Source organism: Pantoea sp. Fr+CA_20, from assembly GCF_024520835.1.
Lineage (GTDB): Bacteria > Pseudomonadota > Gammaproteobacteria > Enterobacterales > Enterobacteriaceae > Pantoea > Pantoea allii.
This window is the reverse complement of sequence record NZ_JALNPN010000002.1, coordinates 1-15,432: the sequence shown is the minus strand read 5'-3', so window position 1 is coordinate 15,432 and position 15,432 is coordinate 1. Positions and strand designations below refer to the sequence as shown.

At 52.7% G+C, this 15,432-nt stretch carries 14 protein-coding genes and 2 other RNA genes; 7 read left to right on the top strand and 9 right to left on the bottom strand.

Annotated elements, in window-relative coordinates; genetic code table 11:
* Positions 1-58: 58 nt before the first annotated feature.
* Positions 59-1,993, bottom strand: coding sequence for a protein kinase YeaG (yeaG, locus tag NR177_RS02535; protein ID WP_063879821.1), 1,935 nt, complete (start codon positions 1,991-1,993; stop codon positions 59-61).
* A 420-nt stretch (positions 1,994-2,413) separates the two neighbouring features.
* Here yeaG and NR177_RS02530 point away from each other — a divergent pair, with 420 nt between their 5' ends.
* Both NR177_RS02530 and NR177_RS02525 read left to right on the top strand, forming a co-directional pair.
* On the top strand, positions 2,414-3,163 hold the full coding sequence (locus NR177_RS02530; RefSeq protein WP_256852238.1) for a MipA/OmpV family protein: 750 nt from the start codon (positions 2,414-2,416) through the stop codon (positions 3,161-3,163).
* A 70-nt stretch (positions 3,164-3,233) separates the two neighbouring features.
* Positions 3,234-4,085: an aldo/keto reductase gene (locus tag NR177_RS02525; protein WP_256852237.1), complete on the top strand. Its 852-nt coding sequence runs from the start codon at positions 3,234-3,236 to the stop codon at positions 4,083-4,085.
* Between the two features lie 16 nt (positions 4,086-4,101).
* Here NR177_RS02525 and NR177_RS02520 read toward each other — a convergent pair whose 3' ends face one another.
* Both NR177_RS02520 and gapA read right to left on the bottom strand, forming a co-directional pair.
* On the bottom strand, positions 4,102-4,980 hold the full coding sequence (locus NR177_RS02520; protein ID WP_256852236.1) for a D-hexose-6-phosphate mutarotase: 879 nt from the start codon (positions 4,978-4,980) through the stop codon (positions 4,102-4,104).
* A gap of 72 nt (positions 4,981-5,052) precedes the next feature.
* Positions 5,053-6,051 carry a glyceraldehyde-3-phosphate dehydrogenase gene (gene gapA, locus NR177_RS02515; RefSeq protein WP_256852235.1) on the bottom strand — a complete coding sequence of 333 codons (999 nt, stop codon included), beginning with the start codon at positions 6,049-6,051 and terminating at the stop codon, positions 5,053-5,055.
* Between the two features lie 340 nt (positions 6,052-6,391).
* Here gapA and msrB point away from each other — a divergent pair, with 340 nt between their 5' ends.
* Together msrB and NR177_RS02505 are read left to right on the top strand one after the other, a co-directional pair.
* A complete protein-coding gene (msrB, locus tag NR177_RS02510) occupies positions 6,392-6,802 on the top strand; it encodes a peptide-methionine (R)-S-oxide reductase MsrB (RefSeq protein WP_063879816.1) in 411 nt (136 codons plus the stop codon).
* A 2-nt stretch (positions 6,803-6,804) separates the two neighbouring features.
* A complete protein-coding gene (locus NR177_RS02505) occupies positions 6,805-7,086 on the top strand; it encodes a YeaC family protein (protein ID WP_063879815.1) in 282 nt (93 codons plus the stop codon).
* Positions 7,087-7,163: 77 nt separating this feature from the next.
* Here the strand turns inward: NR177_RS02505 and pncA are convergent, their stop codons facing one another.
* From pncA to sppA, 3 genes are all read right to left on the bottom strand, one after another.
* Positions 7,164-7,772: a bifunctional nicotinamidase/pyrazinamidase gene (gene pncA / locus NR177_RS02500; protein WP_109716438.1), complete on the bottom strand. Its 609-nt coding sequence runs from the start codon at positions 7,770-7,772 to the stop codon at positions 7,164-7,166.
* A 16-nt stretch (positions 7,773-7,788) separates the two neighbouring features.
* Positions 7,789-8,802: an asparaginase gene (ansA, locus tag NR177_RS02495; RefSeq protein ID WP_063879813.1), complete on the bottom strand. Its 1,014-nt coding sequence runs from the start codon at positions 8,800-8,802 to the stop codon at positions 7,789-7,791.
* Between the two features lie 85 nt (positions 8,803-8,887).
* Entirely contained in the window at positions 8,888-10,750 is a 1,863-nt protein-coding gene (gene sppA / locus NR177_RS02490) for a signal peptide peptidase SppA (protein WP_256852234.1), read from the bottom strand.
* 172 nt (positions 10,751-10,922) lie between these two features.
* Here sppA and NR177_RS02485 point away from each other — a divergent pair, with 172 nt between their 5' ends.
* The 3 genes from NR177_RS02485 to NR177_RS02475 all read left to right on the top strand — a co-directional run bounded on the left by NR177_RS02485 (position 10,923) and on the right by NR177_RS02475 (position 13,939).
* Positions 10,923-11,474 (top strand): NAD(P)H nitroreductase, encoded by a 552-nt coding sequence (locus NR177_RS02485; protein ID WP_063879811.1) that lies wholly within the window; start codon positions 10,923-10,925, stop codon positions 11,472-11,474.
* 252 nt (positions 11,475-11,726) lie between these two features.
* A complete protein-coding gene (locus NR177_RS02480; protein WP_256852233.1) occupies positions 11,727-13,643 on the top strand; it encodes a DNA topoisomerase III in 1,917 nt (638 codons plus the stop codon).
* A complete protein-coding gene (locus NR177_RS02475; RefSeq protein ID WP_063879809.1) occupies positions 13,643-13,939 on the top strand; it encodes a YnjH family protein in 297 nt (98 codons plus the stop codon). Before NR177_RS02480 ends, NR177_RS02475 begins: the two co-directional genes overlap by 1 nt.
* A 35-nt stretch (positions 13,940-13,974) precedes the next feature.
* Here NR177_RS02475 and xthA read toward each other — a convergent pair whose 3' ends face one another.
* The 3 genes from xthA to NR177_RS02460 form a co-directional block, all read right to left on the bottom strand.
* Complete coding sequence (gene xthA, locus NR177_RS02470) at positions 13,975-14,781, bottom strand: exodeoxyribonuclease III (protein WP_063879808.1); 807 nt, start codon at positions 14,779-14,781, stop codon at positions 13,975-13,977.
* A 239-nt stretch (positions 14,782-15,020) separates the two neighbouring features.
* Positions 15,021-15,148: non-coding RNA, RtT sRNA (locus tag NR177_RS02465), on the bottom strand.
* A 42-nt stretch (positions 15,149-15,190) separates the two neighbouring features.
* A non-coding RNA gene (locus NR177_RS02460) (RtT sRNA) lies at positions 15,191-15,318 on the bottom strand.
* Between the last annotated feature and the right edge of the window lie 114 nt (positions 15,319-15,432).

Here is a 15,432-nt window from a genome sequence, read left to right as displayed (position 1 = left end):
GCTGTCCCGTCCTTAAGTGACCGGTGCTATCCCGCACCGGTTTGCTTACAGACTCTGATCAGGACGATTTACGTACGCGCAGATACCATTCACACAGCAGGCGAACCTGTTTGCGGGTATAGCCTTTTTCCATCATGCGATCGACAAAATCATCATGCTTCTTCTGCTCATCCGTGGACGTTTTCGTATTGAATGAAATAACCGGCAACAGCTCTTCGGTATTTGAGAACATTTTTTTCTCAATCACCGTACGCAGTTTCTCATAACTGGTCCAGTTCGGATTGCGGCCGTTATTATGGGCCCGTGCACGCAGCACAAAATTGACAATTTCATTACGGAAATCTTTAGGATTACTAATCCCCGCAGGTTTCTCAATTTTTTCCAGTTCCGCATTAAGTGACTCACGGTCAAACAGCTGCCCTGTATCAGGATCGCGATACTCCTGATCCTGAATCCAGAAATCGGCATAAGTGACATAGCGGTCAAAGATATTTTGACCATATTCGGAATAGGATTCCAGATAAGCTGTCTGAATCTCTTTGCCAATAAACTCTGCATATTTCGGAATTAAATAACCTTTCAGGTGCTCAAGGTATTTTTCCGCCTGATCTTGCGGGAACTGCTCACGTTCTATTTGCTGTTCCAACACGTAAAACAGGTGAACAGGGTTGGCTGCCACTTCAGCATGATCGAAGTTAAAGACGCGGGACAGAATTTTAAAGGCGAAACGGGTCGACAATCCGTTCATCCCTTCGTCTACGCCGGCGTAGTCATGGTATTCCTGCCAGGACTTCGCCTTGGGATCGGTATCCTTGAGGCTTTCACCGTCATATACACGCATCTTGGAGTAGATACTGGAGTTATCCGGATCTTTCATGCGTGACAGAATGGAGAATCGCGCCAGAGTTTCCAGCGTGCCGGGCGCGCAAGGCGCCGTGGACAGCTCACTGTGATTCAGGAGTTTCTCGTAGATCTTAATCTCTTCGGATACGCGGAGGCAGTAAGGCACCTTAACGATGTAAACACGATCAAGGAACGCCTCATTGTTTTTGTTGTTACGGAACGTCACCCACTCAGATTCGTTCGAGTGCGCCAGAATGATACCGTTAAACGGCAGAGCAGAGATGCCCTCTGTACCGTTATAGTTACCTTCCTGGGTGGCGGTTAACAGGGGATGCAGCACTTTAATGGGTGCTTTAAACATCTCAACGAATTCCATGATGCCCTGGTTCGCCCGGCATAACGCACCTGAGTAACCGTAGGCGTCAGGATCGTTCTGAGCATGGTTTTCCAGTTTACGAATGTCGACCTTACCGACGAGTGCGGAGATATCCTGATTATTTTCATCACCGGGTTCGGTCTTGGCGATGGCTAACTGCTCCAGAATCGACGGCCATACTTTCACCACTTTGAAGCGGGTGATATCCCCACCAAATTCGTGCAGGCGTTTAGCCGCCCATGGCGACATAATGGTGCCAAGGTAGCGGCGGGGTACGCCGTACTCTTTTTCCAGAATATTGGCGTCTTCCTGCGGATTAAACAGGCACAGGGGGTGATCGTTGACCGGGCTGCGTTCGCCATCGGCGCTCAATACAAAGATGGGCACACGCTGCATCAGCGATTTCAGTCGCTCTGCCAGAGAGGACTTACCGCCGCCGACCGGACCCAGCAGATAAAGAATTTGTTTCTTCTCTTCAAGGCCTTGTGCCGCATGTTTCAAGTAAGAAACGATTTGTTCAATCGCTTCTTCCATACCGTAAAACTCTTCAAATGCCGGGTAACGTCCCATCACCCGGTTAGAAAAGATTCGGGAAAGGCGTGGCTCCTGAGCGGTGTCAACCATCACGGGTTCACCGATAGCCATTAACAGTCGCTCTGCGGCGTTGGCGTATGCACTGCGATCCTGTTTACAGATGGTAAGAAATTCCTGCAGTGTGAACTCTTCGTCCTTGGCAGCTTCATAACGCTGACGATAATGATCGAATATATTCATAGCGATGCCCGTCCTTTCGTTTTTAGCACAGGTAAAGGAGCAATAATCAGTGCTCGTACAGCTCCCGGAAGATATTATCTTTTACTACAGCAACCCTTATGCCAACCTGATCATTGTTATCGGGATGCACAACTTTTATGGTTACTCTCTTTCAACAAAACCCTCGGTATTAAGTTTAACTGTAGAAGGCATTCAGGAAATTTCATCATAGATTTTTGATTAGTGAGCCACATATCAATAACAAAATCATTTTGTTGCGAAACCTTTTTGACGCATAAATGGCAAATTTGTGATGTCTCTAACCCGGTTATGCCACATCCTGCCTTAAATTGGGTAGATGATTTTCATATAAGGTTAATTCAGTCTGTAAAAAGCGTTAGACTGTATGAGTGATTGTTATATTTATGGAATGAATAAATTGTGAACCAATTCAAACTTAACACGCTTATCGCACTTCTCCCTTGTTATTTTCTGGGGCAGTCAGTTCAGGCCGCGCCTTTATCACTCGGTGCATCAGTGATTTATGCGCAATCCCCGTATCGTGGTGGGCAGGACCGCTATTTGCCCGTGCCCATCATCAATTATGAAGGAGAAAACTTCTGGTTTAACACGCTACAGGGCGGTTACTACCTGTGGAAAGACCCTCAGGATCAGCTGTCTCTGACGTTGCTGGGCTCACCACAAGAATATGACCCGGGTGACAACGATCTGGGCGATATGAAAGGGCTGGATAAGCGCCGCATGACGCTGATGGGCGGTGCGACCTACAGACATACCGCAGACTGGGGGATTGTTCGTACTTCACTGCTCGGTGACGTGCTCAACAACAGTAATGGCATCATCTGGGATCTTACCTACCTCTACCGCTTTAACTTCGGTGATTTTACCTTAACGCCGGGGATTGGGGCCATGTGGAACAGCGCGAATCAGAACCGTTACTACTATGGCGTGTCTGGCCATGAGAGCGATCGTACCGGTATCAACCGCTATCATCCCGATGACAGCTGGTCACCTTATGCGGAGCTGAATGCCAGCTACAGCATTACGCCACAGTGGAATGCTAACCTGTCAGGACGCTACACCCGTTTTGCCAGTGAAATCAAAGACAGTCCCATGGTTGATAAAAGTGGACAGTTTACGATCTGGACAGGCGTAAGTTACACTTTCTGATTTGCACCTTAAGAGGGCAGGCGTTGCCCTCTGTTAGTTTGTCTGCCCTATAACAGTGCAGGAGCGTAAAATGGCAAAATACGTTAACGTGGCAGGTCAACAGGCAATACCGGCGATAGGGCTTGGGACCTGGTACATGGGTGAAGACAGCAACAGCCGACAGCAGGAAGTCAGCGCGCTTCAGGCTGGGCTGGATGCGGGCTTGAAAATTATTGATACGGCCGAAATGTACGCCGATGGCGGGGCGGAAGAGGTGGTCGGCGAGGCGCTAAAAGGGCGCCGTGACAGCGCGTTGCTGGTATCGAAAGTTTACCCATGGAATGCCGGAGAATATGACGCGATAGCCGCCTGTGAAGCCAGCCTGCGGCGTTTGCAAACCGACCGCCTTGACCTCTACCTGCTGCACTGGCGTGGCAGCGTGCCCCTGGACGAAACCATAAGCGCAATGCAAAGCCTGCAGCAGCAGGGAAAAATTGTGCATTGGGGCGTTTCAAACTTCGACAGCGATGATATGGATGAGCTGTGGGCCGAAGCCGGTGGTGAAGCCTGCGCAACCAATCAGGTGCTTTATCATCTGGCTTCACGCGGTATCGAATATGATCTTCTGCCCCTGTGCCAGCAGCATGCGATGCCGGTAATGGCCTATTGTCCGCTGGCTCAGGCAGGACGCTTACGCAATCGGCTGTTTTCAGAGCCAACCCTGGTCGCCATTGCTCAGCAGAAGGGGATTACGGTTGCTCAGCTTCTGTTGGCGTGGGTTATCCGCGCGCCGGGTATGATTGCTATCCCTAAAGCCAGCTCACTGCTGCATGTGCAGGAAAATGCCGCGGCGCTGGATATTAGCCTGAGTGATGAGGAGTGTTTCCTGATCGACAAAGCTTTCCCGCCGCCGCGGCACAAAATGCCACTGGACGTCGTATGAATAGCGCCCTTAAGCCTTAACTCGATTTCCCTTTCAGACGAATCGTGGTCGCCAGTCGGGCCGGTTTTTCGCCCGCACTGCGTAACGGTTTGCTGATGCGAGCCGTTTCCACACAAACCATGGTTTTGTAACCTTCGTTGGGCATGTCTGTCATGCTGCAGGACAGCTCAACGCCTGGGTTCCATGTGACAACGTCACTTTGGTGGTGATGATAAACCTCGATTTGCCGCTGACCCACCTGATCGTTAATCACGGAGCAGTCGTTTGCCGCAGTAAAGATACGGTCAACCCGGCTGGTAAAACGCTGCTTACCGTCACTGGTGCCTTCCTGATTGTCGTTAACCTTATCGATATAGGTATCACCCAGTCCGGAGACATCGACCCCATTGATATCTGCCACGTTAAAGTAGCTGTGCAGCGCAGCGGTGGACTCATAGTCACCATAGGCTTCCAGTTCGATCTCACAGTGCTGCCCAAGACGAAAACGTGCTATCAGCGTAAATTCGTGTGGCCATAACTTTAGCGTCTGTGGATTGCTTTCCAGCACCAGCGTTAAGATCACGCCTTCTTCGTTTTCATCATGAGCAGACAGCTTCCAGGATTGATTACGGGCAAATCCATGCGCCGGTTCACCCGCAGGTCCAAACCAGGGCCAGCAGATGGGGACGCCGCCACGAATCGCTTTGCCTGACGAGAAAGGGCTTTTATCGCTCAGCCACAGCACGTGCTTTTCCCCGCTGGGTTGCCAGGCAATAAGGTGAGCGCCCTGTAACGTTATGGCCGCACGCACGCGAGGATGGCTGACAACGATTGCCGGAAGATCCCCGACCTGACGCTGTGACAGGTAAGGTGTAATCTGTTTAACCACGGGGAGAGAAAAGAGTTTGTCTTGCATGCCCGACTCCTTACGAAATGGATCAAAAAAAGGGTGACCGAAGTCACCCTTATTCTCTTCTGTCTGGCTGCCTTATTTAGCAGAAACCAGCGCAATCAGGTCGAGAACTTTGTTTGAATAACCGGTTTCGTTATCATACCAGGAAACCAGTTTAACGAAGTTGTCATTCAGCGCGATACCGGCTTTAGCATCGAATACTGACGTCAGGATTTCACCGTTGAAATCGGTAGAAACCACGTCATCTTCAACATAGCCCAGCACGTCTTTCATTTCGCCTTCTGAAGCGGCTTTAATAGCGGCACAGATTTCTTTGTAAGACGCTGCTTTTTCCAGACGAACGGTCAGGTCAACAACAGAAACGTTTGGAGTAGGAACGCGGAACGCCATACCTGTCAGCTTGCCATTCAGTTCTGGCAGCACTTTACCTACCGCTTTCGCTGCACCGGTAGAAGAAGGGATGATGTTCTGAGACGCGCCACGACCGCCACGCCAGTCTTTGTGAGACGGGCCATCAACGGTTTTCTGTGTCGCGGTGGTCGCGTGAACGGTGGTCATCAGGCCTTCAACGATGCCGAACTTGTCGTTGATCACTTTTGCCAGTGGTGCCAGGCAGTTAGTGGTACAAGAGGCGTTAGACACGATGTCCTGACCCTGATATTTGTCGAAGTTTGCACCACGAACGAACATTGGGGTGTCATCTTTAGATGGACCGGTCAGAACGACTTTCCTGGCACCCGCAGTGATGTGCTTACGTGCAGTCTCGTCGGTCAGGAAGATACCGGTTGCTTCAGCAACGACGTCAACGCCGACTTCGTCCCATTTCAGGTTAGCCGGATCTCTCTCAGCAGTAACGCGGATTTTCTTACCGTTAACAACCAGAGCGCCGTCCTGTACTTCAACGGTGCCGTCAAAACGGCCGTGAGTAGAGTCGTACTTCAGCATGTACGCCATGTAGTCAGCGTCCAGCAGGTCGTTGATAGCAACGATTTCGATGTCAGAGCGCTGTTGAGCAGCACGGAAAACGATGCGACCGATACGGCCAAAACCGTTGATACCTACTTTGATAGTCATATATTCCACCAGCTAGTTGTTAGTGAATAAAAGGTTGGCTGTAAAATTACAAAAACCTTACCAGGCGTCAAGCGGAATCGTGTCAATTGTTGCGACAGGTCAATCCACTCAACAGGAATTATTTGTGCCGCAACCGCTTGCGCGCACCTGAAAAAAACGTGCTCTGTTGAATCCTTCGCCGAATATATAGGGATATGCCAGAGAAAAGGTGATCGAAGTCACAAATCTACCTTGTAGGATACGGACTGAAGGGTTGAGCACAAAAAAAGACCCGACTAATGTTGATCGTTTGTTAGAATAGTAGTCGATTTTTACAGAATGACATCCCGGAATTGCTCAAATGCCTAAAGAAACCGCACCCGAAGCAAAAATCGCCCAACTGACTGAGATGCAACGTTATGTCACGCAGCAGCGTGGAACGGAGCCACCGTACAGCGGTGCGCTGCTGCACAATAAGCAGGAAGGGATCTACCACTGTTTGGTCTGCAACGCTCCCCTGTTTTTGTCTGACACCAAGTATGACTCAGGTTGTGGCTGGCCCAGCTTCTATCAGCCGGTAAGCGATGACGCGATTCGCTATCTGGAAGATAATTCACATGGTATGCAGCGTGTTGAAATCCGTTGTGGCAGTTGTGATGCCCATCTCGGTCATGTTTTCCCGGACGGTCCACAACCTACCGGTGAACGCTACTGTGTTAATTCCGCCTCGCTGAACTTTACCGATCAGCAGGGTGACGAGACGAAAGGATAACGATGAAACAGCAACTTGACGCGATGCTTGATGCCATGACGCCTGAAATCTATGACCGTCTGGTTATGGCTGTGGAAACCGGAAAATGGCCGGATGGCGTGGCGCTTACCCAGCAGCAGCGTGATAACAGCCTGCAACTGGTGATGATGTGGCAGGCGCGGAATAACGAGGCCCCACAGCATATGACGATCGGTAAAGACGGCGAGATGGTCACCAAGTCTAAAAAGCAGTTGAAAGACGAGTTTGGCATTGAGCCAGACGTGACTCGTATCAACCTGCATTAAGCCTGGACAGCCTGTGAAAGTGACAGGCCGTTCGAGACGTGAAGGGCTGGCAACAAGCCAACCCTTCACGTTCAGCTTCAGATAATAACCGCACCCTGTGCTGCCATCTGCGCCAGGGCAATTTCGCTGTCTTCAGGATTGAGATTCACGCCCCGGCAACCTTCTGCCACCACGTTGACCTGATAGCCCAGTTCCAGTGCATCCAGAACGCTGTATTTCACACAGTAATCGGTCGCCAGGCCCAGCATCACCAGATGCGTGATGTCGCGCGCACGCAACCAGCTGTCCAGCTCGGTTTTACGCCGGTGGCCGTTATCAAAAAAGGCGCTATAGCTGTCAACGTCCTGATCTTCACCCTTGTGGAAGACCGCGTCAAACAGGCTGCGGTCAAGCCCAGGATGAAAGTCTGCGCCGGTTGAGTGCTGAATCCCATGATCCGGCCACCAGATTTGGGGCAGACCATTAAGCTCACCCAGGGTATAAACCGGCTCACCAGACACGGAGGCAAAACTGCCATGGTTGGCAGGGTGCCAGTCCTGTAATGCCACAACGCACTCACCTTTTTCGCGAAAGGCACGGGCATAGCGATTAGCAATCTCTACCGTATGATCGCCTTCTGTAACGGCCATGGGGCCGCCGGGGCAGAAGTCGTTCTGAATATCAATAATGATCAGTGCCCGTTTCATTCCCGTTTGCTCCGTCTCAATCTTCGGTCAGTTCGCCACGCAGGTTTTGCTGCATTTTGGCACGGATTTGCTCGCTTGAGAGATCCTGACTTAACAGATAGTGAAGTTTTGTCAGGGCGGCTTCTACCGTCAGATCAAAGCCACTGATGACGCCCGCATGTTCCAGCGCATTTCCGGTTGCGTAGCCGCCCATATTGACCTTACCGGAGATACATTGGGTGAGGTTAACCACCACAATGCCGCGCTCGCTGGCCTGCTGTAGCTCAGACAGGAACTCGGCGTTCTGCGGGGCATTGCCTACGCCGTAAGAGCGCAAAATAAGGGCTTTAACCGGCTGGCGCAAAAAGTTACGCACGACATCCGCCGATATGCCGGGATAAATCGTCACCACGCCAATGGGCTGCGGCGTGATCGTATGTACGATGAGCTCGCCCTGACCTTGCGGTGCAGGCGGTGTGTTCAGGCGGCGAATATGGATGCCGGCTTCCAGCAGGGCTGACAGATTGGGTGAGGCAAACGCATTAAATCCGTCGGCATGAGCTTTTGTCGTACGGTTACCGCGATAGAGGGTGTTATTAAAAAACAGCGTTACCTCGTTAACCGGATAGTTAGCGGCAACATACAGCGAGTTCAGCAGGTTTTGCTGACCATCTGAGCGCAATTCGGCTAACGGGATTTGCGAGCCGGTCACAATGACCGGTTTTGCCAGGTTTTCCAGCATAAATGACAATGCTGAGGCGGTAAAAGCCATGGTATCTGTACCATGCAGGATTACAAAGCCATCATAGCGGTCGTAATTCAGCCGGATATCTTCGGCAATGGACTGCCAGTCCTGAGGCGTCATATCGGACGAATCGATCAGGGGCTGATATTCATGGATCGTGAAGTCAGGCATTTCCGGGCGATGGAATTCGGGCATTTTTGCCAGTTCTTGCTGTAGGTGACCTGAAACCGGAATATAACCTTGAGCAGAGCGTTGCATACCGATGGTACCGCCGGTGTAGGCAACGTAGATGTTTTTCTTTTGCATAGGTGAACTCAGACTTGCTGTAAAACGCGCAGTATAAGGGGAACAGCAGGGAAAAGCAGCCCGACCAGCAGTCGGGCTGAGAGGTTTATCGCACTTCACCGCAGGTCAGGCAGAAGGCATAACGGTTTTGTGGATCGTTAAGATGGTCGAACAGGCCGGGCTGATTTCGCATGGCGCTCATGACATCGTACATCGGCGCGGGCAGCCAGGCTTTCAGCTGGCCAGGCAGCACGGCCTGAACAGAGGCGTTCATCTGGTTCAGCATCAAATCGACAAAGCCGGGATCTTCCTGATACCAGTCAAGCTGCGGTTGTGAAACCTTCGCCAGCTCGGCCGCTTTCTTCACCGCATCGTCAAAATCACCCAGTGCATCCACCAGTCCATTGGCTTTCGCGTCGCTTCCGGTCCATACATGACCCTGGGCGATGGCGTCGATTTGCTCCGGCGTTTTGTGACGTGAGGTCGCAACCAGTCCAACAAAGTTGTGGTAACCGTTTTCGATGGTCAACTGCATCAACTGCTGAACTTCAGGCGGCAGCGCTTTGGTGCTGGCGACATCCGCCAGGGGTGAGGTCGCGACGCCGTCCGTATGGACACCGATGCTGTCCAGGGTATTCTCCAGCGTATTAATCACGCCGAAGATACCGATAGAACCGGTCAGGGTGACAGGACTGGCGATAATGTAGCTGGCTGGGGTGGAAATCCAGTAACCACCTGAAGCTGCCATCCCGCCCATGGAAACCACAATCGGTTTACCGGCAGCTTTCGCCGCGGCCAGTTCGGAACGGATAGCTTCCGAGGCCGTTACGCTACCGCCAGGGCTGTTGACCCGCAAAATGATCGCTTTGATCTTAGGGTCCAGCCGCGCATCACGAATCTGTGCCGCCGTGGTATCACCGCCTACATTGCCCGGCGTTTCATCACCGTCCATGATGGCGCCGCTGGCCATAACAACGGCAATATTGCCTTTCTGTTGGCTGGCGTCCGGTTTAACGTTGTAGTCATAAATACTGACGCTGCGATAATCGCTGCTCTGTTTATCAAAACCAAAGGTCTTGATGAGCATCTGATCGGCATCAGCACGTGAGCCCAGAACATCGACCAGTTTGTTATCCAGCGCATACTGACCGGTATCGCCTTTAACGGCCTGTAGGCCGGCAATGATGGCTGTAGCGCCAGGGAACAGCTGCTCAGGGGTGATCTGACGGTTAGCCGACACGGTATTAAGGTAATTCTGCCAGAGTTGTCCCACCCAACGGGTGTCCGCATCGCGCGCGGCAGGCGACATATCATCACGCAGGAAAGGCTCAACAGCAGACTTATAGGTGCCAACGCGGAAGACATGTGAATTGACCTTCAGCTTGTCGAGCAGCGTTTTGTAGTACAACCCATTGGTGGCGAAACCATGCAGGTCAACGGTCCCCTGAGGTGACAGGTAGATTTTTGTCGCATAACTGGCAAGGTAGTACTGGGCCTGACTGTAACTGTCGCCGAAGGCGTAAATGGGTTTGCCGCTCTCACGAAATTCGCGCAGCGCTTTACCAACATACTGCAGCGACGGCTGATCGCCGCCGGCAAAGTCACGCAGATCTAACACCATGCCTTTAATATTGCTGTCGCCCTTTGCCTGACGAATCGCATCAACCACATCAAACAGGGAGTTTTCCTGTAGGCGGTCGCTGCTGGTGCCTAATAACTGGCGACCAATTTTACTCAGGCGATTGCTGACGGAAGGTTTATCGACCAGCACACCGGTCAGATCAACTTTTAAAGCGCCTTGTTGCACCGGGGCAGAATGACTGCCTGAGCCGCTGACCTGAAGCCAGATCCCGACACAGACGACAATCAAGAAAATCAGGAACAGGTTAAGGATACATTCCCTGATAAAGTTCAACACTCGCCAGATCCCGCGGAACAGACCAGCAATTATTCGCCACAATGTGCGCATCACACTCTCCATATTGATATACCGGAAATAGCCGCTTTGTAGGCCAGGTCTCCGTTGACGACCTCATCCTAAAGAGCGGCGCAACAAAAGTCAGCAGGAAATCACCCTGGACTGTTACAAAAAATCCACCTGTGCCAGGATTATGCGTGCTTTAACCCCTCAGGAGAAAAACATGGATGCACTTGAATTATTGGTTAATCGTCGTTCGGCCTCCCGCTTAGCGGAGCCAGCCCCCGGCGGCGAGGTGCTGGATAATATCCTGCGCGCCGCCATGCGCGCGCCCGATCACGGTACCTTGCAACCGTGGCGCTTTATCATAGTGGAAAATGAGGGCCGCGATCGCCTCAGCCAGCTGCTTGAGAAGGCGGCGCGGGACAATCAACTGGATGAAAAGGCCATTAACAAAGCCAGCCAGGCCCCGTTTCGTGCGCCGATGATTATTACCGTTGTGGCCCACTGTGAGCTGAACCACAAGGTGCCTCGCTGGGAGCAAATCGCGTCGGCAAGCTGCGCGGTGATGGCCATGCAGATGGCGGCGGTCGCCCAGGGCTTTAATGGTATCTGGCGAAGTGGTCCCTGGACCGACGATCCGCAGGTACGCGACGCGTTCGGTTGCCGGGAACAGGACGCTATCGTGGGTTTCCTTTACCTGGGCACACCGCAGCTGAAATCCAGCACTACCGTGGTACATCCCGACACGGCGCCGTTCGTTCGCTATTTCTGAACGCTCCCAGACGAGAGATTGTGCGGTTATTGTGCGAATAGTTCAGCATTGAACCCGGCGCGCTTATCAGCCGCGCGCCGCCAGGCTACCATAGCGCTGCTTCATCTGGCAGCGCATACTCTTCTCCAGGCCTGTGCGTGTGATGCAACCGTTCAGCGGGCTAAGGGGCAGGCATCGTGCCGCTCAACCCTCCGCTGACCGGTTTGCGCTGTCACCCTTGTTGTTTGCTGACGTTAAGGATTACCCGATTTAATGCGTTTGTTTATTGCAGAGAAACCCAGCCTTGGACGGGCCATTGCCGACGTGCTGCCTAAACCGCACCGGCGTGGTGATGGCTTCATCGCCTGCGGCAATGATCAGATTGTCACCTGGTGCGTGGGGCATTTACTTGAGCAGGCGCAGCCTGATGTTTACGACAGCCGTTATGCGCGCTGGTCGCTGGCGGATCTGCCGATTATCCCTGAAAAATGGCGTCTGCAGCCGCGGCCTTCCGTTGCGAAACAACTTAAAGTGGTGGAGGGATTACTGGCGCAGGCCGATGAAGTGGTCCACGCAGGTGACCCCGATCGGGAAGGGCAGCTGTTAGTGGATGAAGTGCTGGATTATCTGCAACTCCCCGCAGAGAAACGCAGTAAAGTGCAGCGCTGCCTGATTAACGACCTGAACCCACAAGCGGTGGAACGGGCCATCAACCGGCTGCGTGAGAATCGCGAATTTATTCCACTCTGCGTGTCCGCCCTGGCACGTGCACGTGCCGACTGGCTTTACGGTATCAATATGACGCGCGCCTGGACGCTGCTGGGCCGCAATGCGGGCTATGATGGTGTGCTGTCAGTGGGAAGGGTGCAAACGCCGGTGTTGGGGCTGGTGGTACGTCGGGACGAAGAGATCGTGAATTTTGTCCCCAAAGACTACTTTGAAGTCAAAGCGCACATTGTCACGCCGGATGAGAGTCGCTTTACCGCCAGTTGGGTCCCCAGCGAAGCCTGTGAGCCCTGGCAGGATGAAGAAGGTCGGCTGCTGAAACGCTCCCTGGCGGAGCATGTGGTGGCACGCATCAGCGGTCAGCCAGCTATCGTTACCGCCTACAATGACAAGCGCGAGAACGAGATCGCGCCGCTCCCTTTTTCTCTCTCTACTCTGCAAATCGAGGCGGCTAAACGCTTTGGGCTGAGTGCGCAGGCGGTACTGGATGTGTGCCAGCGTTTGTATGAAACCCATAAGTTGATCACCTATCCGCGTTCTGACAGCCGTTATTTGCCCGACGAACATTTTGCCGGTCGCCACGCCGTACTCAATGCGATTCAGGCGCATCAACCTGACCTGACGCCACCAGCGGAGTTTGATGCAGACCGCAAAAACCGCTGTTGGGATGACAAAAAAGTGGATGCGCACCACGCCATCATTCCCACCGCTCGCGCCAGCGCCGTCAGGCTTAATGAAAACGAACAGCAGGTTTATGGACTGGTCGCCCGGCAATATTTAATGCAGTTTTGCCCGGATGCGGTGTTCCGTAAATGCACCATCGATCTGGATATCGCGGGCGGTAAATTTGTTGCCAAAGCCCGTTTTCTGGCTGAGGCAGGATGGCGAGCGCTGCTCGGCGGTAAAGAGCGTGATGAAGAAAATGATGGCACGCCGTTGCCTGTCGTCGCGAAAGACGATGCGCTGCTGTGCGAGCGCGGTGAGGTACTGGCGAAGCAGACTCAGCCGCCGCGCCATTTTACGGATGCAACCTTGCTGTCGGCCATGACCGGCATTGCGCGCTTCGTTCAGGATAAAGAATTAAAGAAAGTGCTGCGTGCGACCGATGGTTTAGGAACGGAAGCCACGCGCGCAGGCATTATTGAGTTATTGTTCCGCCGTTCATTTTTACACAAGAAAGGACGCTATATTCATTCGACTGATGCAGGCAAAGCATTGATCCATTCATTACCGGATCTCGCTGCCCGGCCGGATATGACGGCTCAATGGGAATCGACCCTGACGCGTATCAGTGAAAAAGCCTGTCGTTACGATGAGTTTATGCAGCCGCTGGTACAAACGCTGAGCGGGTTAATTCAGCAGGCGCGGCAGCAGCCGTCGGGACAGGCGTTTCGTGGTTTACCATCTACCGGACAAAAACGTCCGCAGCGTAAAGCAAGGCGTAAAACTAAGGAAACCGAATAATGAAATCAGCATGGCTCCTCCTGGCTGTGATGGCTGTTTGCAACCCGGCACAGGCTAACTATCGTCACCAACAGGGTGATGCAGGCGGTAGCGATACCGATGTGATCGTTAATATGCCAGCGGAAGCCTGGACGCAGGGACAAAACCGCCAGCAGAATTGTCTGCAGTGCTGTATTTTTGAAAACCGTAACTATACGGAAGGCGCGGTAGTGAAGTCAGAAGGGGTGCTGCTGCAGTGCGCGCGCGATGAGAAATCGCTGGGTACCAACAATTTGATTTGGAAAATTGTGAAATAAAAACGCGTGGCTTTTTACCACGCGTCAGGGCCGTATCAGAAACGGAAGGTTGACCAGACCGGGGCATGGTCGGACGGTTTTTCCATGCCGCGGATGTCATAATCAATCCCGGTTTCAATGCAGTGCGACGCCAGCCCGGTGCTCGCCAGCAGCAGATCGATGCGCAGGCCGCGATTATCATCAAAGCCTTTTGAGCGATAGTCGAACCAGGAAAAACGGTCGTTAACGTCCGGGTTCTGTGCGCGCCATGTATCGACCAGGCCCCAACTGAGCAGGCGATCCATCCATTCACGTTCCTCAGGCAGGAAAGAGCACTTACCGGTGCGTAACCAACGCTTGCGGCTGTCTTCACCGATACCGATATCAAGGTCGGTACTGCTGATATTCATATCACCCATGATCAGTACCGGCTTATCGGCGGCCAGGCTGTCACTCAGATAGCTTTGCAAATCGCGATAAAACTTCTCTTTCGCCGGAAATTTCGTCGGATGGTCACGGCTCTCGCCCTGGGGGAAATAGCCGTTTATTACGGTGATATCACCGATCGGGCTGGGGATCTCGGCCATGATCAATCGACGCTGCGCATCATCGTCATCGCCAGGAAACCCACGGCGCACAGACACCGGCTGAACTTTGGTCAGCAGCGCCACGCCGTAATGGCCTTTCTGACCATGGTAAAACACGTTATAGCCCAGCTTTGCCACGTCTTCTAACGGAAACATATCGTCATGAACTTTGGTTTCCTGCAGTCCGATGACGTCCGGCTGATGTTTTTCGACCAGCGCTTCAAGTTGATGGGGGCGAGCCCGCAAGCCGTTAATGTTAAATGAAATAAATTTCATGGGATGACCTTCAGCGAATGATAAGCAGGATGGTAGCGATTTTTGCAGTAAAAGTCATGGCAGAGCAGGGCAATTTCAACGAGTGGTAGACAGGCTGTATCAGAAGGGCTTGATGTCAGGATTATTCGACGCGTTGTCTCGCGCTGCTCAACCCGAACCTTGATCGAAGGTTCTCATCCCTCTCCCAGCAGAATAGGGTGATTGGGATTATCTTGGGCAGATCAGGAGAATATTCGAGATGGTGGTGGGAGAAGGATTATTCGGCGCGTCGCGCCTCACCCTGCGGGCTGCGCTGACGCGCGTTGTCTCGCGCTGCTCGACTCGAACCTTAGTCGAAGGTTCTCATCCTTCTCCCCAGATAACTATGATGGTTTTGGTTTCTTAGGGCAGAAAGGCAGCATTTTCGTGATGGTGGTGGGAGAAGGATTATTCGGCGCGTTGCGCCTCACCCTGCGGGCCGCGCTTGCGCGCGTTGTCTCGCGCTGCTCGACTCGAACCTTAGTCGAAGGTTCTCATCCCTCTCCCCGAAGAAAATGGTGATTGAGATTATCTTGGGCAGATCAGGAGAATATTCGAGATGGTGGTGGGAGAAGGATTCGAACCTTCGAAGTCTGTGACGGCAGATTTACAGTCTGCTCCCTTTGGCCGCTC